Origin of the sequence: Enterobacter sp. WPR_3_1, assembly GCF_003635055.1 — a bacterium.
GTDB lineage: Bacteria > Pseudomonadota > Gammaproteobacteria > Enterobacterales > Enterobacteriaceae > Enterobacter > Enterobacter ludwigii.
In genome coordinates this window covers 77,809-96,539 of sequence record NZ_RBXU01000012.1, presented here as the reverse complement: position 1 = coordinate 96,539, position 18,731 = coordinate 77,809, and the positions used below count along the sequence as shown (strand labels likewise).

Genomic DNA, 18,731 nt, shown 5'->3' with positions numbered 1-18,731 from the left:
CTCTGTGGGCAAGCAATCAAGGCAATATTTGTGGCGGGTAAATCCGCCGAAATTTAATTAATTACCGTCAGGTTCTTCCGGTAACTGTTCGGTGTGAACGAAGTCAATTTCTTAAAGGTCTTAATAAACAAGCTGGGGCTACTGTAGCCTGACTCATAAGCAATATCGGTAACCGAGTAGTTGGTTATTTCCAGCTGTTTTTTAGCAAAATTAATGCGGATTTCATTAATAATTTGCACTGGCGTTTTACGATAATAACGCTGAGTTGCTCGGGTCAGATATTCCTGTGATTTACCGGACAAAGCGACCATATTTTCCAGCGCATTTTCGCTGAATTGTCCTTTATCGTGCATCAGTTCAACCGTACTGCGCAGCCACTGCGGAATATCATCGCTTACCTGCTGCTCTTCACGATGATGGCGCAGACGGTTCATCACATAAAACGTCACCGTTTCAATAAACTCATCAAATTCATTCTCGCGAAAGTTAAGCGAGGCGATAACCGTTTCAATCCAGGTCATGAACTCGTTTTTGATGCGATAGACCTGCGAGGCCACAAAGCAGAACGGCACCAGCGGCAGATAGTGTTTCTCAAAGAAGCGTCTGCTGACACCTACGTTAAGAATGCGGGTTGCACCAAATTCATAAAAGCTCTGGTGATGGGACCCCATCGGCAGGAAGACGAAATCTCCCCGCTCAAGCAGGACGCGCTTGCCGTTGATTTCCTGGTAGTAGCGACCGGTCAGAACAATCGTGAACTCATAGTAGTCATGCTGATGCAGACCGCTCGCGCTCTCCGTCTTGTTGTAAATAATCACGTGAAAATTTTTGCCATTAAACAGTTGCTGTTCAAGTGCGGTTTTTATTTCCATCGCGCTGACCTCCTGCTGCAAATTCTGCCTTACTGCATCTTCTCGTGAAGCTCAATTAACTCGGCCACCAGTTCACGTGCCAGCATCGACGTCATCAGATGATCCTGCGCATGCACCAGCACCAGACTGACCTTCATCTTGCCTTCACCCTGGTCACTTTCGATAAGCTTTGTCTGCACCAGGTGCGCTTCGTTCAGCGCCGTACGGGACTGTGCCATCATGGTTTTCGCGGCTGCGAAATCACCCTGCTTGGCCTGCTTTAGCGCGGCATACGCCAGGCTACGCGCCTGCCCGGAATTGATGATAAGCCCCATCACCACCTCTTCCAGATCGTTCTCTGCGGTTTCTTCTGCGACAATACTGTCCAAATCTAACATTTTTAAGCTCCTTTTGGCTGGCGCGGGTTGCCCCGCGCCGTGCAATTTTAGAATTTCAGTGCGAGGGCGATATCCTCTTCGCTCTCTTCTTCATCGATAACGGTTGCAGCTTTGTTTGCTATCGCCACGAATGGCATATAGAGCAGTGTTGCAATCCCGAGGTTGAATATCGCCAGCAGGAAGGCAGCCACGCTACCGTTGGTGTTGAAGAACGCCCCCAGACCCGCCGGCATGGTCCACGGCGCAATGTTGGTGACGGGTGGGATAATGCCCAGGTAATAGGCCGTCAGGGTTATGGCCGCCAGCAGTGGCTGAACCAGAATGAACGGAATGAACATTACCGGGTTCATGATGATTGGCAGACCAAACAGAATCGGCTCGTTAATCTGGAAGATGCCTGACGGCAGCGCCAGCTTCGCAACCTGACGATGGTCAGCGCGACGAGAAACAATAAAGACCGCGATGATCAGACCCAGCGTCGCCCCGGTACCCCCCAGGAAGATATAAGAGTCAAGCATCGGCTTCGCCCACACATGGAAGGTTTTACCGGCTGCCAGCGCCGCGTCAACGGAGCCGTACTGCTGGTAAAGTGCAACGTTTTCCAGTGCCCATGGGGTCATGATACCGCTGTCGAGCGCCGCCAGTGCCAGTGAACCATGCACGCCAAAGAACCACAGCAGGGAGGTGAAAATCACATACGCCCAACCGACCACGCTACCCATTGACGCCAGCGGCGTTGAGATAGAGTCCATAATGATCTGGTGGAAGTTAGTGCCGCAATGAGAGAGCGCCCAGGCGATAATCCCCATGATGGAGAGAATAATGAAGCCTGGAATCAACGCGGAAAATGAACGAGAAACGGACGCCGGCACGCTATCCGGTAAACGGATAACCCAGTTGCGACGAATAATAAAGGTGAACATCTCCGCAACCACCAGACCGATTACGATACCGGAGATGATATTAGCGCCTCCCAGCCAGTTGGCCCCTACGGCATAGGCCTCACCGACGCTGTATGGCGTCACGGTCATAAAGGCGGCAATGGATAATAAACCTGCGGCCAGCGGATCCACTTTCCGTTCTTCCGCCAGTGCCATGCCAATAAAGAAAGGAGCCATCAGCGACATAATACCTAACGTACCGTTATATACGTTGCCGCCGATGGCTTTTAAACCATTAAGGGTTTCAATTGTGGAAGCGTCTAATCGAATTCCTAATGAATAAAAAAAGGAACCTTCACCAAAGCTCAGAAAAACGTTGTTAATTAAAACGAACATTGCCCCAGCCAGCGTCAACGGCATTAATCTAATAAAACCGTTTTTGATGGCATTAACGTGAGGCTGCTTTCCTATTTTAACAGCAAAAGGAAGGAGTACCTTTTCAAGTGAAGCGATGACTTTACTCATAGGAAAATACCCTTAAATGCCGCAACGCGGGTTACGGCGTATTGTGTGTGAAATAACTCTTTGACGGGAAAAATAAAAATTAATTAGCAGCTTTTTTAATTGCTGCAACAGCAGCTTTCAATACACCTAAACCATCAATCTTGCCGTACAATCCCGAATCGATCACTTCGACCGGTTTATTGGGTAACAGACGTTGAATTTCGGGCAACATATAGGCAATTTGCGGCCCCAGTAAAACGACGTCGGCTGTCTGGCCCTTTTCGCCCGCCAGCGTCTCCGGAAACGCTTCGATCACCACCGGGACTTCATACTTCTCAGCCTGAGCACGCATCTTTGACACCAGAAGCGAGGTTGACATGCCTGCTGAGCAGAACAGATAGATATGTTTCTTTTCCATAGTAACTTCCCTCTCGTATGACTACCTGCCATCGCGCTATCACTCGACTCGCTATCCTGGCAGACAGGTAGTTTGCTTACTGTTGTTTGTCGTTGGAGTGAGTATACGCAATGGTACAGACAGGAGATAATTCTGCACAGGGGCAAATTGTCTCTCATTGACCTGGCGTGTTGACTACCTTCACATTTCAGGCAAATAATTCGCGAGAAGAAATAAGATTTACGTATGTATAAAAAAACCGGCCCAACGGCCGGTTTGTTAACATACTCAGGCAAGAAGCGTTACTGCGCCTTAGGTGCCTGCGGATCGGTATCGTATTCAGTACAGGTCTGGTAACCGGAGTTGATCACATGACCGGTCTCATCCAACGCAACGAAGTAGGTCTCTGCCTTACCATCACGTTGACCCAGGATATAGGTCTGGCAGGTACCGCGTGCATGAATCATTGTCACTTCAGAAGAAGGCTTGCCGGCAATCGCAGCCACCTGCGAACGGGTCATGCCTTTTTTGACATCTTTCACTACGGGCTGTGTAAACTGATCTTTGGTGCGGTCGTAGGCCGTACACCCTGCCAGCATAGTCAGTACCGCCGCTGCGCTAAGAATTCCTGCTACGTTCTTGTTCATATTCCGTCCTCTTGTTTATCAGCGTGTTATCTAAGCATGGAATAAAAAGTACTATTGTTCAACTTTGTGAATTCCGCCAGACGAATTTCGGAAAATTCTAATAAAACAACGATAACCTGCTAAATCGCCGCAATTTAGCGCACTCGAAACTGTGATCCTTGTCGTTTCTCGTTCAAAGGGTTAGTTTTAACAGTTAACACAATCTGTTTATGTTCTGCATATGGAGGGCGTGATGGCTCTGCAACAAGAGATTATTCAGGCGCTGGGCGCAAAGCCCGCGGTAGACGCACAAGAAGAGATCCGCCGCAGCGTGGATTTTTTAAAGTCTTATTTAAAAACTCACTCGTTCCTGAAATCCCTGGTGCTGGGCATCAGCGGCGGTCAGGACTCTACCCTGGCCGGTAAACTCTGCCAGATGGCAATTTCAGAGCTCCGCGAAGAGACGGGTGATGACGCGCTGCAGTTTATTGCCGTGCGTCTTCCCTATGGCGTGCAGGCCGATGAACAGGATTGCCAGGATGCCATCGCCTTCATCCAGCCCGATCGTGTGCTCACCGTCAATATCAAAGGATCGGTGCTGGCCAGCGAGCAGGCGCTTCGCGAAGCAGGCATTGAGTTGAGCGATTTTGTCCGCGGCAATGAAAAAGCCCGTGAACGTATGAAAGCGCAATACAGCATTGCCGGGATGACCAAAGGCGTTGTGGTCGGTACCGATCATGCGGCAGAAGCCATCACGGGTTTCTTCACCAAGTATGGCGACGGCGGTACCGATATTAACCCGCTCTTCCGTCTGAACAAACGTCAGGGTAAGCAGCTCCTTGCCGCGCTGGGTTGCCCGGAGCACCTTTACAAGAAAGCGCCAACGGCAGATCTGGAAGACGATCGCCCCTCCCTGCCGGATGAAGCGGCCCTGGGTGTCACCTATGACAATATTGATGATTATCTGGAAGGCAAAAAACTGGATGAAGGTACCGCGAAGATCATTGAAAGCTGGTATCTGAAAACCGAGCACAAGCGTCGCCCACCGATCACCGTGTTCGATGATTTCTGGAAAAAGTAACACTCTGGCACCCTCTCTCTGGGGAGGGGGTGTTCGCCCGCACCGTCCGTTGCGCCCTCCGGCTCTTTTTTAACCAAACCGGCTCTGCTACACTGTATGCCTGAACAGTATATGGAGTAGTATGTGAGCAGGCGTCAATCCGCCCCGCGTCTTGAGTTTGAAGCGGCGGCTATCTACGAATATCCCGAACATCTTCGCCCCTGGCTTGAGGAACTGCCTAAACAGCCGGGCGTGTATATCTTTCACGGTGAGAGTGACACCCTTCCGCTCTACATTGGCAAAAGCGTAAATATTCGCAGCCGGGTTATGTCTCATCTGCGCACGCCAGACGAGGCGGCAATGCTGCGCCAGTCGCGACGCATCACCTGGTTTCGTACCGCCGGAGAGATGGGCGCGCTCTTACTGGAAGCGCGGCTGATCAAAGAGCAACAGCCGCTGTTCAATAAGCGCCTGCGCCGCAACCGGCAGCTCTGCTCCCTGCAGATAAACGCCGGTAAGCCGCAGGTTGTCTACGCACGGGAAGTCGATTTTTCTCACGCCCCCAATCTCTACGGGCTGTTCGCTAACAAACGGGCGGCTCTGCAGGCTCTGCAAACGCTGGCCGATGAATTACAGCTGTGCTACAGCCTGCTAGGCCTCGAAGCAACCACCCGCGGGCGGGCCTGTTTCCGCTCAGCGTTAAAGCGCTGCGCAGGGGCCTGCTGTGGGAAAGAAAGCATTGAGGAACACCACGCCCGGCTCCTCGCAGGGCTGGCGGCGCTTAGCGTTAACTGCTGGCCGTGGGAGGGTGCCGTTGCGCTAAAAGAAGTCGGTGACGCGATGACCCAGTATCACATCATCAACAACTGGCTCTGGCTGGGCGCTGTTGACGATGTAAACGATGCGGCAACCTTGCTGCGCACACCCGCCGGTTTCGACCACGATGGCTACAAAATTCTCTGCAAGCCCGTGTTAACCGGCAAGTATGAGGTCATTGAGCTTAGTGCCCCGGCAGCCAGTTAATTTCGCTGAATAATAAGGTGCCCTGAGCCTCCAGCAGGCGGAGAGTATGGACGCCCTCCTCCCAGCTGGCGCCCTGATCGGCCGTCAGCAACTTATCGCCAAGCTGCCACGCCCCGCTTAACACGAACGCGACGCCCCCGCGGGAGCCGAACGTGGTAAAGGTGCGGTCAGCGACACGCACTTTCGCCTGACAACGGTCACGCCGGGTCATGATGTTGAAATCCATCGACATCCGTCCTTCGGAAAGCAGCGCTTTCACCGGCTGATCGCCGGAAAAATGGTATGGCTGATGATGTTTCAGGGTATGGCAGAACGCCTGACCGGCATCCAGCGTTACCTCACCCCCTTCAAGCAAGGTAATCACCCGATCGACACCGGGAAAAGAGGAGAATTCGCCATTGCTGGCGATGGTCGCGATACTGGCACGCCAGTAAAAATCGCGCGTTGCGGGCGGAAAACAACAAATTTCCCGCGTCTCGCCTGCGCCATTGCGCCAGAGGCTGACCGGCATCTTACGGATATCAAAGAACTCCATCACCACTCCTGAAAGGCACAACCTGTGCCAGGGCAAGGATATCGCTATCGTTGCTGTCTTGTTTGTTATCGTTGGGTTTTCACAGACACAGTATCGGCAGCAAAGCGGGCAGGCCTTAGCGGAACGTTAATAAAAATTATAATGCCATGACTCTGCAAACATTCTCTGAAGCGACTACAGGAGAATACCGCTCTGGCGGCGGCAGACAAGAGGGCAGGAAAGAAAAACCGCCGGTCCTGTCCACAGCGTTAGCGCTTTTGTGGACAGGATCCCGGCGGTCTTAAGATGTTGAACCGATTATTCAGTTGGTGCTGGCATTTTACCTTCCATTGCTGGACGTTCTGTCAGACGCTTCTCAAAATTGGCATTAAATTGTTTTTTCTGTTCCGGCGTCAGAATGTTGTAGATCTTGTTCTGGGTTTCCATATGCGCCAGCATGCGGGCTTTATGCTGCTCAGCCATTTTGTCGATCTGCGCTTCGGCTTTTGCTTTATCGAAGCTGTCGCTGGCGATGATGTCATGCATCGCGCGGCGTTCGTCCAGTGACGGACGTTTCATCTGGTCGCGCTGGCTTTTCATGATGTCGCGGACCTGCTGTTTCTGTGCATCCGTCAGGTTCAGATCTTTAAACATCATCATCTCGTGGTGCATACCCGGCTTGCCTTTATGATGCATCATCATTTTGCCTTCGACAGGCGCGGCAGTGGTGGTGGTCGCGGTATCTGCAGCGAACGCCATGCTGGTAGCGCCCAGAGCCAGGGTAGAAGCAACAAACAGTGCAGTAAACTTACGCATAATTTATTTCCTTACTTTCAGTTATTCTTCGGCGCTATGCCGTGTTGACGAGATTAACTTTACGGGGTTTATCGTCAATTAATCAGAGCAACAGTAAAACAATGAAAGTGTAAAAAACAAATTACCGCCAAATGTGGAGGAATTAAGGATAAAGGATGGAGAGTTGCAACGAAAATATTCAAGATGATGATTTTCAAAGCAATTTAAAAAAGTATAGCGAAGTGAAGACCAATAATAAAGCAATTCACCAGGAATATTCTGCAATAGTTGTCATTGCGCTTTAATCGCTAAGAAAAATATTTTGACGTTCCCCTCTCAGGCAATGAGAGGGGAGATGTTCAGGACACTTTTTCCAGCATCAGCCCGGCGCGCAGGCCAAACGCTACTGATGGATTAGGGAACAGAACATATTCAGTGGTTTTCTGCACCTCGTAACGCTCGTCGCCATCTTCCGCCAGCAGAACGCCTTTGCGAAAAGGGGTGAAGTTCAGCGTGTGGGCGGCCATATGCAGCCGGAAGGCCTCGCTGCGGCGAGTGATCTGCTGTACGACCCGATAACGCACGACAGTCTGTTGCGTTGGCTCGGGTGCCAATCCCCCGAGCAGCGCGCGAAGCGCAAGATGTGTTGGCGCGAAGCGCGTGAGATCGTTCTGGCCAAACGGTAGCGCTTTTCCCAGTTCCAGCGTGCAGGCCAGCGCGCCGAAATGCTCACAGGTGAAATGGGTAAATGTGCCCCCCGGCGACTGATGAAACACCAGAGCCTCCAGCCCGGCGTCGCCCAGCCAGCTCAGAAACGCCTCATCCCACGGCTGGTTACGCTGGGGCAGAACACCAAAGCGCACATGATAAGAGGCGCGAATTGCCGTATGCAGGTCGAGATGCCAGCGCACGGGACCGGCCGCGGCGAAAAATGTGGCAACCACGTGCTCAAGCCACTGCGCCCGCGACGTTTCATCGCCCGGCACAAACTGTGACCAGCGGCCGCCAAACATGCGGTTAAGGTCGCTCTCAAGATAACGTTTGTTTTGCGCCAGCGCTGGCGGGTTGCCAAGCACCACCAGCAGACGGCACTGCAGGGTGATATCTCCCCGATACAACGCGCGAAGCAGCAGGTCGACAATTTCAACCGGCGCGGTTTCATTGCCATGGATGCCGGTTGAAAGCAGCAGCGATAACTCACTCTTCGCGGCCGGTGTCAGTTCAAGGACGCCGCGACCCAGCCACCGCCAGTGAAATGAGGGGCCCTCCCCCTCATGCTGTTCGGGGGTTTCATCGGCCAGTGTCAACGCCAGTAAATTTTCCATAGCCACTCCTTTAGCGCTGGAACGGATAAACCGATCCCAACTGCAGGATTGTTGTTAACGCGTCCAGTGCCTCACGCCCTTCACGCAGTAGCTGAGGGTCGACCAGATCGGCCTGCGTTAATCTGTCGCGATAGTAACGATCCACCCAGTCATTCAGGGAGTTAAACAGCGTCTCATTCATCATCACGGCCGGATTAACAGCCTGCATTTCGTTCTGCGTTAGCACTACGCGCAGGCGTAAACAGGCCGGACCGCCGCCGTTGGCCATGCTTTCGCGCAGGTCAAAGACGCGCAGTTCATCGATCGGGTTATCGGCCTTCACCAGTTCAGACAGATAACGCCACACCCCTTTATGGTCCTGCGACTCTTGCGGCAGCACCAGCATCATGCTGCCGTCCTCACGGCTCAACAGCTGGCTATTAAAGAGGTAAGTTTCAACCGCGTCCTGCACGCTGACCGCCTGGGTCGGCACCTGAATAGGCATAAACCCCGGCACCCGCTCATGCAGCGTAGCGAGCAGCTTCTCCTGATGGGCAAACGCCTGTTCATGGCAGAACAGCACCTGACGGTTAGAGACGGCAATGACGTCGTTGTGGAAAACCCCCTGGTCAATCACCTGCGGGTTCTGCTGAGCAAAAATCACCTGTGAGGGATTCACCTGGTTCAGCCGCGCGACGGCCTGGCTTGCCGCCAGCGTCTGGCGGGCGGGATAACGGACAGGTGCCGAATGGCCGCCCTCTTCTCGCCCGTAAATGAACAGCTGCACGCCGGGATCGCCATAATCCCCCCCAAGACGGTTATGGTTTGCCGCTCCTTCATCCCCGAACATGGCCACCTGTGGCAACGCCTGATGAACCTCAAAGTGGGCCTCATCACGGAAAATCGCACGCAGAACGCGCTCGGTCGTCTCCGCTTCAGTGGCACGGTGGAATTTGTTATTCAGGTTCGCCACCGTTAAATGCACTTTGCCATCCAGCGTATCGGCCGACGGTGCAACGGTAGCAGCGTTTGCCACCCACATCGACGAGGCAGAGCTCGCCGCTGAAAGCAGGTGCGGCGTCTGCGTACCCGCTTTTTCGATAACCTGCTCATCGCTGCCGCTAAAGCCGAGCTGACGTAACACCGCCACGTTCGGGCGCTCCTGCGGCGGGATCACCGCCTGCGGGAAACCGGCATCCGACAGGGCTTTCATTTTCAGCAGCCCCTGCTTCGCCGCCAGTTTCGGGTTAGAGACCTGAAAACGGTGCTTTGTCGAGGCTTCATTACCAAACGAGAGGCCGGCATAGTGGTGCGTTAGCCCCACCAGCCCGTCAAAGTTGACTTCACGCGCTTTCATGACGATCCCCCTGAGTAAAATCCAGCCCCGGACTCAGCGTTTCCGGCAGCGTCAGCGCAGGCGTTTCCAGGCTCGCCATCGGCCACGCGCAGTAATCTGCGGCATACCACGCGCTGGCGCGGTGGTTACCCGAAGCGCCTACCCCGCCAAACGGTGCCGTACTCGCCGCACCGGTAAGCGGTTTATTCCAGTTCACAATCCCGGCGCGTGCTTCGAGCAGCAGCTGATCAAATTTCTCACGATGCGGGGAAATCAGACCGCTCGACAGTCCATAGCGGGTGTGATTAGCCATCTCAATGGCGCTGTCAAAATCGTCATAACGCCAGACGCAGAGCAGCGGGCCAAAGACCTCTTCATCCGGCACGTTGCGTGCGCCACTCATCTCAACAATGCCCGGCGTCAGGAGCGATGTTCCGGGCTTGATTTGCTTTGGCTCAAGCAGGGTTTTCGCCCCGCGCGCCACGTGATCCTGCCAGGCTTTCAGCACGTTCAGCGCGGCCTGCTGGGAAATCAGCCCCCCAATAAACGGCTGTGGGTCGGCATCCCACTGCGCAGGCACCAGACGCGCGCTGATTTCCACCAGCCGCGCGAGGAAGGCGTCGCCCTGTGCACCCCGTTTCACCAGCAGACGACGCGCGCAGGTGCAGCGCTGTCCGGCGGTAATAAACGCTGACTGGAGGGTCAAATGCACCGCCGCGTCGATATCATCGGGATCTTCAACGATCAGCGGGTTGTTACCGCCCATCTCCAGCGCGAGAATTTTTTCCGGCTGCCCCGCCAGCTGGCGATGCAGTTGATAGCCTGTTCCGGCGCTGCCGGTAAACAGCAGGCCGTCGATATCACTCAACGCACTCAGCGCCTGGCCGGTTTCACGTCCCCCCTGCACCAGGTTGAGCACCCCGTGCGGCAGACCAGCCTGTTCCCAGAGCTTCACCACCACCTCACCGGTCAGTGGCGTTAACTCACTCGGCTTGAAAATCACGCTATTGCCCGCCAGCAGCGCGGGCACGATATGCCCGTTCGGCAGATGCCCCGGGAAGTTATAGGGGCCAAATACCGCCAGCACGCCGTGCGGACGGTGGCGCAGCGTGGCCGCGCCGTCAGGCATATCGGTATGTTGCTCACCGGTACGGGTATGGTACGCCTTCACCGAAATGGCGATTTTATTGATCATCGCCGTCACTTCCGTGGCCGCCTCCCAGCGCGGCTTGCTGGTTTCCTGAGAGATAACGCGCGTCAATTCGGCTTTATTGGCCTCCAGCAGTGATGCAAATTTCTCGACTATTCCCTGACGTACGGAGAACGGTTGTTTCGCCCATCCCGGGAAAGCGCGACGGGCGGCATGACAGGCCTGTTCGACCTGCCCGGCGCTGGCGTCATTTCCCTTCCAGAGCACTTCTTGTCCGACCGGATTGGTCTTTATGCGCGGCTCGCCTTCGCCCGTGACCCAGTCACCGTTGATCCATAAAGTCATGCTGTTTTCTCCTCAGGGCAGAGACGCACCAGGCGAACCGTGTCGCCGGCGTTACATTTCAGGGCATCCAGTTGCGCGGCCGTCAGCACCAGACGTTCACTTTTCGGGTTGGTTCGCACCAGCATGGCGCGGAAATTGTTGTACTGCTCGTTAGCCACCAGACATGCTGGCCACTCACCCGGTGCAGGCTGGCCTTCGGAAACCTCAACCAGCCGGCTTTTACGGATCGCGCGCACGCGGTCGATATCGCACTCCAGGGTGGGTCCGCCGTCAAAGATGTCCACATAGTTACGGTAGCGGAAACCCTCTTTTTCCAGCACCGCCCGGGCCGGCGCGGTTTGCGGGTGCACTTCGCCAATCACCGCCTGCGCCTGGGGGCTTAAGAAATGGGTATAGATGGGGTGTTTCGGCATCAGTTCGGCGATAAACGCTTTCTGCCCGGTGCCGCACAGATAGTCCGCGCGGCTGAACTCCATCGAGAAGAAGCGCTCGCCGAGGCTCTCCCAGAAAGGTGAATAGCCGGTGTCGTCGATTACGCCGCGCATCTCGGCGACGACCTTTTCGTTAAAACGATCGCGGAACGCGGCCATAAACATGAAGCGCGACTTGGAGAGCAGATAACCGTTGCCCTCTTTTCGCCACGCAGGATCGAGGAACAGCGTGCAAAGCTCGCTGGCTCCCGTGTGGTCATTACAGAGAAAAAGCGTGGGCAGCGCGTTATAGACGTTCAGCTCTTTTGAGGCGTGAACCATCGTACCGACACGGTAGTTGTACCACGGGTCGTTAAGCCCGACGGCCACTTCGATTGCGCAAATGCCGGCCACGGTACCGGTGTCGGTATCTTCGAGAACGAACACATAACCCTGTTCGCTTTTTGGCAACGTCCCCTGCCAGGTTTGCAGGGCGCGCTCAATGCGCGCCGACAGCGTTTTTTCATCGGCAGGAAGCGAGGTCAGCCCGCCTCCCGTCTTACCGGCAAGCTGCATGAGCCCGGCGATATCGCCGCGCTCAACGGGACGGATGACCATCATGATGACACCCCGGACTTCACATGTTCACAGGCCAGTGCAAAACGGTCTAAACCGGTTCTCACCTCTTCCTCGCTGACAATCAGCGCAGGGGCAAAACGCACCACGTTGGCACCGGCAATCAGTACCATCACGCCCATTTTTGCCGCTTCCTGTGAAATAAGTTTAGCTTTTCCGGCAAACTCAGGTGTGAGTTCGCAGCCAATTAACAGACCCAGACCGCGGATCTCTTTAAACAGTCCCGTCTTGCTGTTGATGGCGTTCAGGCGCTCAACAAACCAGTCATGACGTTGTTTAACGCCCTTGAGCACTTCCGGCGTGTTAATGATGTCGAGAACCTGTCCGGCCACGGCGGTAGCCAGCGGGTTACCCCCGTATGTTGTACCATGCGTACCCACGGTCATTACGCTGGCGAATATATCGGTGGTCAGCATGGCGCCAATCGGGAAGCCGCCGCCCAGCGCTTTCGCCGTAGAGAGCACGTCCGGCGTTACGCCGTAGTGCATATAGGCATACAGCTCACCGGTACGCCCCACACCCGTCTGGACTTCATCGAAAATCAGCACCGCGTGATGACGATCGCACAGCTCACGCAGCCCCTGCAGGAACGCTTTTTGCGCCGGAAGGACCCCGCCCTCACCCTGCATAGGTTCGACGATCACCGCACAGGTGGTGTCGTTGATAAGCTCGCTGGCGGACTGCAGATCGTTATACACGCCGTGACGAATATCCGGCGGCAGTGGCGCAAAATCCTGCGAGTATGACGGCTGACCGCCGGCGCTGACGGTAAAGAGCGTGCGGCCGTGGAACGCGTTTTTAAACGCCACAATGCCGCTCTTATGAACGCCAAATTTATCGTGTGCATATTTGCGCGCCAGCTTCAGGGCAGCTTCGTTTGCTTCCGCACCTGAGTTACAGAAAAAGACTTTTTCGGCAAACGTTGCGTCGATCAGTTTTTTCGCCAGTCGCAGAGCGGGCTCGTTGGTAAAACCGTTACCGGTATGCCAGAACTTCGCCGCCTGGTCGTTTAACGCCTGACGCAGTGCCGGGTGCGCGTGGCCCAACGCGTTTACCGCAATCCCGCCTGCAAAGTCGATATACTCTTTGCCCTGTTGATCCCACAGGCGTGAGCCTTCCCCCCGTACCGGAATAAAAGCCGCCGGAGCGTAAACCGGCATCATCCATTCATCGAAATTTTCACGCGTAATTGACAGAGACATAGCGACCTCATCCGGTAAATAAAAGGTTATTTAGATGTTAAATAATTGAGTGTTTGCACTGTGAATGTAGATTGCAGCCTTCGTGCCAGCCAGCGATAAAAATGCATAAAAGGGTTAGGGGTACAGAATATCAATAAGTTACGATATGGAGTTATTCACTGTTATTGCATAAAAAGTGAATATTTTTACGACAAGCGGCGCTTTGCCGCATGAAAATAAGAAAGAGTATGCAGAAGCCAAATATAATTCTGGAATTGTGATCGCTCGCGAAATTTATCGGTTCTTTACGCCCTGTTGGGGGGCAATGCGCGTCAAAATGGTGCAAATATTGCACCGTTGGCATGATCTGTCGCAGTTATTGGTCGAACCCCGTAACAGTTGACGCAAATTCTGCTACCATCCATGCACTATTCACCTTGCATTGGCAGCGACTATGAAATTTGTCTCTTTTAATATCAACGGCCTGCGTGCCCGCCCTCACCAGCTTGAAGCAATTGTTGAGCAACATCAGCCAGATGTGATCGGCCTGCAGGAGACAAAAGTTCACGACGATATGTTCCCCCTCGAAGAGGTGGCGAAGCTCGGTTACAACGTCTTCTATCACGGACAGAAAGGTCACTATGGCGTGGCGCTGCTGACCAAAGAGACGCCGGTTTCCGTACGTCGTGGCTTCCCGGGCGATGATGGCGAAGCGCAGCGTCGCATCATCATGGCGGAAATTCCTTCACCACTTGGCAATATCACGGTGATTAACGGGTATTTCCCGCAGGGTGAGAGCCGCGACCATGAGACAAAATTCCCGGCCAAAGCAAAGTTTTATCAGGATCTGCAGGATTACCTGACCACCGAACTGAAAAAAGAGAATCCGGTGCTGATCATGGGCGACATGAATATCAGCCCGACCGATCTCGATATCGGCATTGGAGAAGAGAACCGCAAACGCTGGTTGCGTACCGGTAAATGTTCTTTCCTGCCGGAAGAACGCGAGTGGATGGAACGCCTGCTCGGCTGGGGCCTGGTTGATACTTTCCGCACCGCCAACCCGGAAACGCAGGATCGCTTCTCGTGGTTTGACTACCGCTCAAAAGGCTTTGATGACAATCGCGGTCTGCGTATAGACCTGCTGCTGGCCAGCCCGCCGCTGGCGGAACGCTGCATCGAAACCGGCATCGACTATGATATCCGCAGCATGGAAAAACCGTCTGACCATGCGCCGGTCTGGGCGAAATTCAAACTGTAACCTCGTGTGAACACGCAAAAAATACTCCTGATGTGCGCCCTTCTGGGCGCATTTGTTCTGACCTTCGTCTTTCTTCCGCCGGGGACGCTCTCCCTGGAAACCATCAAAACGCACCAGCAGTCGCTCCTCTCGCACGTGGAACAGGCACCGTGGCAAAGCGCGTTTTTCTTTTTCGCCCTCTACGTGTTGGTCTCCGCCCTGTCGATACCCGGTGCGGCGATACTGACGCTGCTGGCGGGAGCGCTGTTTACGCTGTGGGAAGGTACCCTGCTGGTCTCGTTTGCTTCTACCCTCGGCGCCACGCTGGCGATGCTTGCCAGCCGTTATCTGCTGCGCGACTGGGTACAGCGGCGATTCACATCGCAGATGAATACGGTGAACGCCGGTATGGCGCGGGACGGTGCAGGGTATCTTTTTGCCCTGCGTCTGATGCCCTTGTTCCCGTTTTTTCTGGTGAATCTGCTCATGGGGCTGACACGTATTGCGGTCAGTCACTACTGGTGGGTGAGCCAGGTCGCCATGCTGCCTGCAACCATTATCTTTCTGAACGCCGGACGCGCGCTGGGGAAAGTGAATTCGCTTCGCGATATTTTATCGCCGGGACTGATATTCGCCTTTACACTACTGGGGTTATTGCCGCTGGCGACGCGCTGGCTGTTTTCCCGTTTTACCCCTTCATCAAAAAAGTGAGGCATTATGCGCCGTGTGCGTTTTTGCACGTTTCTGAGCGGTCTGCTGCTGGCAGCCCCGCTGTTTGCAGCGGACAACTGGCAGGCTATCCAACAACAAGCCAAAGGCCAGACCGTCTGGTTTAACGCCTGGGGCGGCGATCGGGCGGTAAACCGCTATCTCGAGTGGGTAAGCGGTGAGATGAAAACGCATTACGACATAACCCTTAAAATCGTCCCACTGGCGGATGCCGCCGATGCGGTCAAACGTATTCAAACAGAAGCCGCCGCAGGCCGGAAAACGAACGGGTCAGTCGACCTCTTATGGGTCAACGGTGAGAACTTCCGTACCCTGAAAGCCGCTAATCTGCTGCAAACCGGATGGGCGCAGACCTTGCCCAACTGGCGCTATGTCGATACCCGCAAACCGGTTATGGAGGATTTTGCTGTCCCCACCGATGGCGCGGAATCCCCGTGGGGCAGTGCGCAGCTCACCTTTATTGCCCGCCACGCAAGCCTGCCTGCGCCCCCAAACGATCCTCAGGCGTTGCTGGCGTATGCGCAGCAGCATCCGGGCAAAGTCAGCTACCCACGCCCGCCCGATTTTACCGGTACGGCATTTCTGGAACAGTTGCTCCTGAACCTCACCGCTCACCCGGAGGCGTTGCAAAAAGCCCCTGATAACACCTTTGCCCAGGTGACGGCTCCGCTGTGGCACTACCTGGACAAATTACACCCGCTGCTGTGGCGAAAGGGAGAGGACTTTCCTCCCTCGCCCGCCAGAATGGATACCTTGCTTGCCAGCGGTAGTCTCAATCTCTCCCTGACCTTTAACCCGGCACATGCGCAGCAAAAAGTGGCCAGCGGTGAACTGCCTGCCGACAGCTACAGCGTTGGTTTTGACAACGGAATGATAGGCAACGTCCATTTTGTGGCCATTCCGTCGAATGCCAGCGCAAGCGCAGGCGCGAAGGTGGTCGCCAATTTCCTCCTTTCACCGCAGGCGCAAATCCGCAAGGCCGACCCGGCCATCTGGGGAGACCCGAGCGTACTGGATGCGAAAACACTGCCCGAAAAAGAAGCGAAGCAGCTCGCTGCCCATACGCCGGCAGGGCTGCCAAAAATGCTTCCCGAGCCGCACGCTGCCTGGGTTAACGCGCTGGAGCAGGAATGGCTGCGTCGTTACGGCACCCGCTGAGCTGGCTCGTCTGGCTGGCGATGGCGGTCATCTACCTGCCGTTGCTTCCCGCCGCCGCCATACTGTTTGCCCCGGCATTCTCGCTGAACAACTGGCAGTTGCTGCTTAACGACCCGCAGCTGCCACAGGCAACGGTCGCCACGCTGGTCTCAACGCTTATCGCAACGCTGGGGTCGATGTTTATCGCCCTGGTGCTCGTGGCCCTCCTGTGGCCGGGCGAGCGCTGGCGACGGCTCAGCAGCCGGCTGCCGTGGCTGCTCGCCGTTCCTCATGTGGCCTTTGCCACCAGCGCTTTACTGCTGTTTGCCGAAGGAGGCCTGTTGTATCAGGTGTGTAGCGTCTGTACGCCGCCGCTTGACCGATACGGTGCAGGGCTGGGGCTGACGCTTGCGGTAAAAGAGAGCGCGTTTGTGCTGTGGGCCCTTTACGCCGTCCTGCCGGAAAAACGCCTTGCGCAGCAAAAGGTCGTGCTGCATACCTTCGGCTACGGGCGTTTTCAGGCGCTGAACTGGCTCATCCTTCCAACGATCGCGCCGGCTCTTGGCGCGGTGATGCTGGCGGTGCTGGCCTGGTCCCTGTCGGTTGTGGACGTGGCGATGGTGCTCGGGCCCGGCAATCCCCCGACGCTTGCCGTACTGGCGTGGCAGTGGCTCAGTCAGGGCGATGCGCAGCAGCAGACAAAGGGAACGCTGCTGTGCCTGCTTCTCCTTCTGCTGCTGGCCGCGCTTTCTGCACTGGGTTACGGCACATGGAGACTCTGGCGTCGCACGCTGCCGGATCTGAGCGGACGCCGTCGAATGTCGCTTATCGCACCACCAGCGCGTCTGCTCAGCGGATTTCTGCCCGCCTGCGGGGTACTTTGCGCGGTCGTGCTGCTCATGCTGGCGCAGCGGGACGACATCGGTGCGGTTGGCGCCAGCCTCTCCTTTGGCCTGCTCGCCAGCCTGATTTCGCTGGGGGTAATTGTTCTCTGGCTTGAGTGGGGACCGCAGCGAGGCACACAGTGGGTGTGGTTGCCGCTGGCGCTGCCGGCGCTGCCCCTCGTTACCGGACAATATGTTATCGCGTTGCGACTGGGTATCGACGGGCACTATGCCGCCGTGCTGTGGAGCCATCTGCTGTGGGTTTTACCGTGGATGTTGTTGGTCCTCCAGCCAGCCTGGCAGAGGATCGATCCCCGGCTGATCCTTACCGCCAGAACGCTCGGCTGGCGGCGGGGAAAAATCTTCTGCTGGCTGAAATGCCCCTTGCTGGTACGCCCGGCGCTGCTGGCTTTCGCGACCGGGTTTTCCGTCAGCATGGCGCAATACATGCCAACCCTCTGGCTGGGCGCAGGCCGTTTTGCGACGCTGACCACTGAAACCGTGGCGCTCAGCAGTGGAGGCAGCATTCCGCTTCTGGCTAACCGGGCGCTGGGGTTGCTGTTGGTCACGGGGAGCGTGTTTGCCCTCGCCGCCCTGCTATCCCGGCTCGCAAGCCGTTACCGACGAGGATTACGTTAATGCTGCAGGTCAGCAATCTCACCATTGAACCGCTTTTCCGCGAGGTCAATTTTTGTGTGCCACGCGGCGAAATAGTCACGCTGATGGGGCCTTCCGGCAGCGGAAAATCAACCCTTTTTGCCTGGATGGTGGGCGCACTGCCAGACGACTTTCAGGCTCAGGGCGAACTGTGGCTTGATGAACGTCGCTGCGACGGACTGCCCGTGGAGGCCCGCGGGTTGGGGATCCTCTTTCAGGATGCCCTGCTGTTTGACCATTTCAGCGTCGGCCAAAATTTGCTGCTGGCATTACCTGAACGGATTGTCGGACGAGCACGGCGGGAAGCAGTCGAGCAGGCGCTCGGTTCTGCCGGGCTTGCCGGGCATTACGCCAGCGATCCGGCGACCCTTTCCGGCGGCGAACGTGCCCGGGTCAGTCTGCTGCGTGCCCTGCTTGCAGAGCCGCAGGCGTTACTGCTGGATGAACCGTTCAGCCGTCTCGATAATGCGTTACGCGCCTCGTTTCGGGCATGGGTATTTGACACTACCCGCGCACGCAATATTCCGGTGGTTCTGGTCACGCATGACGACGAAGACGTGCCCCCGGGCGGCGAAGTGATTGAGATTTCTCGCTGGCAATAATGTGCTAACGCAATGTTTTACCTTTCAGGAGAGACGACAATGCCCCCCTCTTTTACTGACGTCAGGTTATT

19 protein-coding genes are annotated in these 18,731 nt (G+C 55.6%); 7 read left to right on the top strand and 12 right to left on the bottom strand.

Annotation, left to right across the window (positions count from 1 at the left end):
- Positions 1 to 53 precede the first annotated feature (53 nt).
- The 5 genes from chbR to osmE all read right to left on the bottom strand — a co-directional run bounded on the left by chbR (position 54) and on the right by osmE (position 3,678).
- Complete coding sequence (chbR, locus tag BJ887_RS17055; protein ID WP_014169676.1) at positions 54 to 893, bottom strand: transcriptional regulator ChbR; 840 nt, start codon at positions 891 to 893, stop codon at positions 54 to 56.
- Positions 894 to 901: 8 nt separating this feature from the next.
- On the bottom strand, positions 902 to 1,249 hold the full coding sequence (chbA, locus tag BJ887_RS17050; protein WP_032681213.1) for a PTS N,N'-diacetylchitobiose transporter subunit IIA: 348 nt from the start codon (positions 1,247 to 1,249) through the stop codon (positions 902 to 904).
- A 47-nt stretch (positions 1,250 to 1,296) separates the two neighbouring features.
- Positions 1,297 to 2,655 (bottom strand): PTS N,N'-diacetylchitobiose transporter subunit IIC, encoded by a 1,359-nt coding sequence (chbC, locus tag BJ887_RS17045; RefSeq protein ID WP_121340183.1) that lies wholly within the window; start codon positions 2,653 to 2,655, stop codon positions 1,297 to 1,299.
- Between the two features lie 79 nt (positions 2,656 to 2,734).
- On the bottom strand, positions 2,735 to 3,052 hold the full coding sequence (chbB, locus tag BJ887_RS17040; protein WP_008500676.1) for a PTS N,N'-diacetylchitobiose transporter subunit IIB: 318 nt from the start codon (positions 3,050 to 3,052) through the stop codon (positions 2,735 to 2,737).
- 281 nt (positions 3,053 to 3,333) lie between these two features.
- Positions 3,334 to 3,678, bottom strand: coding sequence for an osmotically-inducible lipoprotein OsmE (gene osmE, locus BJ887_RS17035; RefSeq protein WP_014169673.1), 345 nt, complete (start codon positions 3,676 to 3,678; stop codon positions 3,334 to 3,336).
- 232 nt (positions 3,679 to 3,910) lie between these two features.
- Here osmE and nadE point away from each other — a divergent pair, with 232 nt between their 5' ends.
- Together nadE and cho are read left to right on the top strand one after the other, a co-directional pair.
- A complete protein-coding gene (nadE, locus tag BJ887_RS17030; protein WP_020884418.1) occupies positions 3,911 to 4,738 on the top strand; it encodes an ammonia-dependent NAD(+) synthetase in 828 nt (275 codons plus the stop codon).
- Positions 4,739 to 4,861: 123 nt separating this feature from the next.
- Positions 4,862 to 5,740, top strand: coding sequence for an excinuclease Cho (gene cho / locus BJ887_RS17025; RefSeq protein ID WP_014169671.1), 879 nt, complete (start codon positions 4,862 to 4,864; stop codon positions 5,738 to 5,740).
- On the opposite strand, the gene ves is transcribed toward cho, so the two are convergent.
- The 7 genes from ves to BJ887_RS16990 all read right to left on the bottom strand — a co-directional run bounded on the left by ves (position 5,718) and on the right by BJ887_RS16990 (position 13,432).
- Positions 5,718 to 6,275, bottom strand: a complete 558-nt coding sequence (gene ves, locus BJ887_RS17020) for an environmental stress-induced protein Ves (RefSeq protein WP_020884419.1) — start codon at positions 6,273 to 6,275, stop codon at positions 5,718 to 5,720. The genes cho and ves overlap by 23 nt on opposite strands.
- A 297-nt stretch (positions 6,276 to 6,572) precedes the next feature.
- Positions 6,573 to 7,070, bottom strand: coding sequence for an ATP-independent periplasmic protein-refolding chaperone Spy (spy, locus tag BJ887_RS17015; protein ID WP_020884420.1), 498 nt, complete (start codon positions 7,068 to 7,070; stop codon positions 6,573 to 6,575).
- Between the two features lie 338 nt (positions 7,071 to 7,408).
- A complete protein-coding gene (gene astE, locus BJ887_RS17010; RefSeq protein WP_059305971.1) occupies positions 7,409 to 8,374 on the bottom strand; it encodes a succinylglutamate desuccinylase in 966 nt (321 codons plus the stop codon).
- Positions 8,375 to 8,384: 10 nt separating this feature from the next.
- Positions 8,385 to 9,710, bottom strand: a complete 1,326-nt coding sequence (astB, locus tag BJ887_RS17005; protein ID WP_025204409.1) for an N-succinylarginine dihydrolase — start codon at positions 9,708 to 9,710, stop codon at positions 8,385 to 8,387.
- Positions 9,697 to 11,184 carry a succinylglutamate-semialdehyde dehydrogenase gene (astD, locus tag BJ887_RS17000; protein WP_121340182.1) on the bottom strand — a complete coding sequence of 496 codons (1,488 nt, stop codon included), beginning with the start codon at positions 11,182 to 11,184 and terminating at the stop codon, positions 9,697 to 9,699. The genes astB and astD overlap by 14 nt, the downstream gene beginning before the upstream one ends.
- On the bottom strand, positions 11,181 to 12,215 hold the full coding sequence (gene astA / locus BJ887_RS16995; RefSeq protein ID WP_014169664.1) for an arginine N-succinyltransferase: 1,035 nt from the start codon (positions 12,213 to 12,215) through the stop codon (positions 11,181 to 11,183). The genes astD and astA overlap by 4 nt, the downstream gene beginning before the upstream one ends.
- The gene (locus tag BJ887_RS16990) at positions 12,212 to 13,432 is read right to left on the bottom strand and encodes an aspartate aminotransferase family protein (RefSeq protein WP_121340181.1); all 1,221 of its coding nucleotides are present in this window, start codon (positions 13,430 to 13,432) and stop codon (positions 12,212 to 12,214) included. Before BJ887_RS16990 ends, astA begins: the two co-directional genes overlap by 4 nt.
- Before the next feature lie 433 nt (positions 13,433 to 13,865).
- Here BJ887_RS16990 and xthA point away from each other — a divergent pair, with 433 nt between their 5' ends.
- Genes xthA through BJ887_RS16965 form a run of 5 tightly spaced genes read left to right on the top strand, consistent with a single transcriptional unit; the run spans position 13,866 to position 18,660 of the window.
- Positions 13,866 to 14,672: an exodeoxyribonuclease III gene (gene xthA, locus BJ887_RS16985; protein ID WP_020884424.1), complete on the top strand. Its 807-nt coding sequence runs from the start codon at positions 13,866 to 13,868 to the stop codon at positions 14,670 to 14,672.
- Between the two features lie 6 nt (positions 14,673 to 14,678).
- Positions 14,679 to 15,362 (top strand): TVP38/TMEM64 family protein, encoded by a 684-nt coding sequence (locus tag BJ887_RS16980; protein ID WP_121340180.1) that lies wholly within the window; start codon positions 14,679 to 14,681, stop codon positions 15,360 to 15,362.
- Positions 15,363 to 15,377: 15 nt separating this feature from the next.
- Positions 15,378 to 16,538: an ABC transporter substrate-binding protein gene (locus BJ887_RS16975; RefSeq protein ID WP_380025843.1), complete on the top strand. Its 1,161-nt coding sequence runs from the start codon at positions 15,378 to 15,380 to the stop codon at positions 16,536 to 16,538.
- Positions 16,511 to 18,040, top strand: coding sequence for a thiamine ABC transporter permease (locus tag BJ887_RS16970; protein WP_121340178.1), 1,530 nt, complete (start codon positions 16,511 to 16,513; stop codon positions 18,038 to 18,040). Before BJ887_RS16975 ends, BJ887_RS16970 begins: the two co-directional genes overlap by 28 nt.
- Positions 18,040 to 18,660 (top strand): ATP-binding cassette domain-containing protein, encoded by a 621-nt coding sequence (locus BJ887_RS16965; protein WP_032681219.1) that lies wholly within the window; start codon positions 18,040 to 18,042, stop codon positions 18,658 to 18,660. The genes BJ887_RS16970 and BJ887_RS16965 overlap by 1 nt, the downstream gene beginning before the upstream one ends.
- Positions 18,661 to 18,731 lie beyond the last annotated feature (71 nt).

Coding starts and splice junctions, on each gene's coding strand:
- astA (WP_014169664.1), bottom strand. CDS start 12,215: ATGATGGTCATCCGTCCCGTTGAGCGCGGCGATATCGCCGGGCTCATG.
- osmE (WP_014169673.1), bottom strand. CDS start 3,678: ATGAACAAGAACGTAGCAGGAATTCTTAGCGCAGCGGCGGTACTGACT.
- BJ887_RS16990 (WP_121340181.1), bottom strand. CDS start 13,432: ATGTCTCTGTCAATTACGCGTGAAAATTTCGATGAATGGATGATGCCG.
- ves (WP_020884419.1), bottom strand. CDS start 6,275: ATGGAGTTCTTTGATATCCGTAAGATGCCGGTCAGCCTCTGGCGCAAT.
- xthA (WP_020884424.1), top strand. CDS start 13,866: ATGAAATTTGTCTCTTTTAATATCAACGGCCTGCGTGCCCGCCCTCAC.
- astD (WP_121340182.1), bottom strand. CDS start 11,184: ATGACTTTATGGATCAACGGTGACTGGGTCACGGGCGAAGGCGAGCCG.
- chbB (WP_008500676.1), bottom strand. CDS start 3,052: ATGGAAAAGAAACATATCTATCTGTTCTGCTCAGCAGGCATGTCAACC.
- chbA (WP_032681213.1), bottom strand. CDS start 1,249: ATGTTAGATTTGGACAGTATTGTCGCAGAAGAAACCGCAGAGAACGAT.
- chbC (WP_121340183.1), bottom strand. CDS start 2,655: ATGAGTAAAGTCATCGCTTCACTTGAAAAGGTACTCCTTCCTTTTGCT.
- astE (WP_059305971.1), bottom strand. CDS start 8,374: ATGGAAAATTTACTGGCGTTGACACTGGCCGATGAAACCCCCGAACAG.
- astB (WP_025204409.1), bottom strand. CDS start 9,710: ATGAAAGCGCGTGAAGTCAACTTTGACGGGCTGGTGGGGCTAACGCAC.
- spy (WP_020884420.1), bottom strand. CDS start 7,070: ATGCGTAAGTTTACTGCACTGTTTGTTGCTTCTACCCTGGCTCTGGGC.
- nadE (WP_020884418.1), top strand. CDS start 3,911: ATGGCTCTGCAACAAGAGATTATTCAGGCGCTGGGCGCAAAGCCCGCG.
- BJ887_RS16965 (WP_032681219.1), top strand. CDS start 18,040: ATGCTGCAGGTCAGCAATCTCACCATTGAACCGCTTTTCCGCGAGGTC.
- BJ887_RS16970 (WP_121340178.1), top strand. CDS start 16,511: ATGGCTGCGTCGTTACGGCACCCGCTGAGCTGGCTCGTCTGGCTGGCG.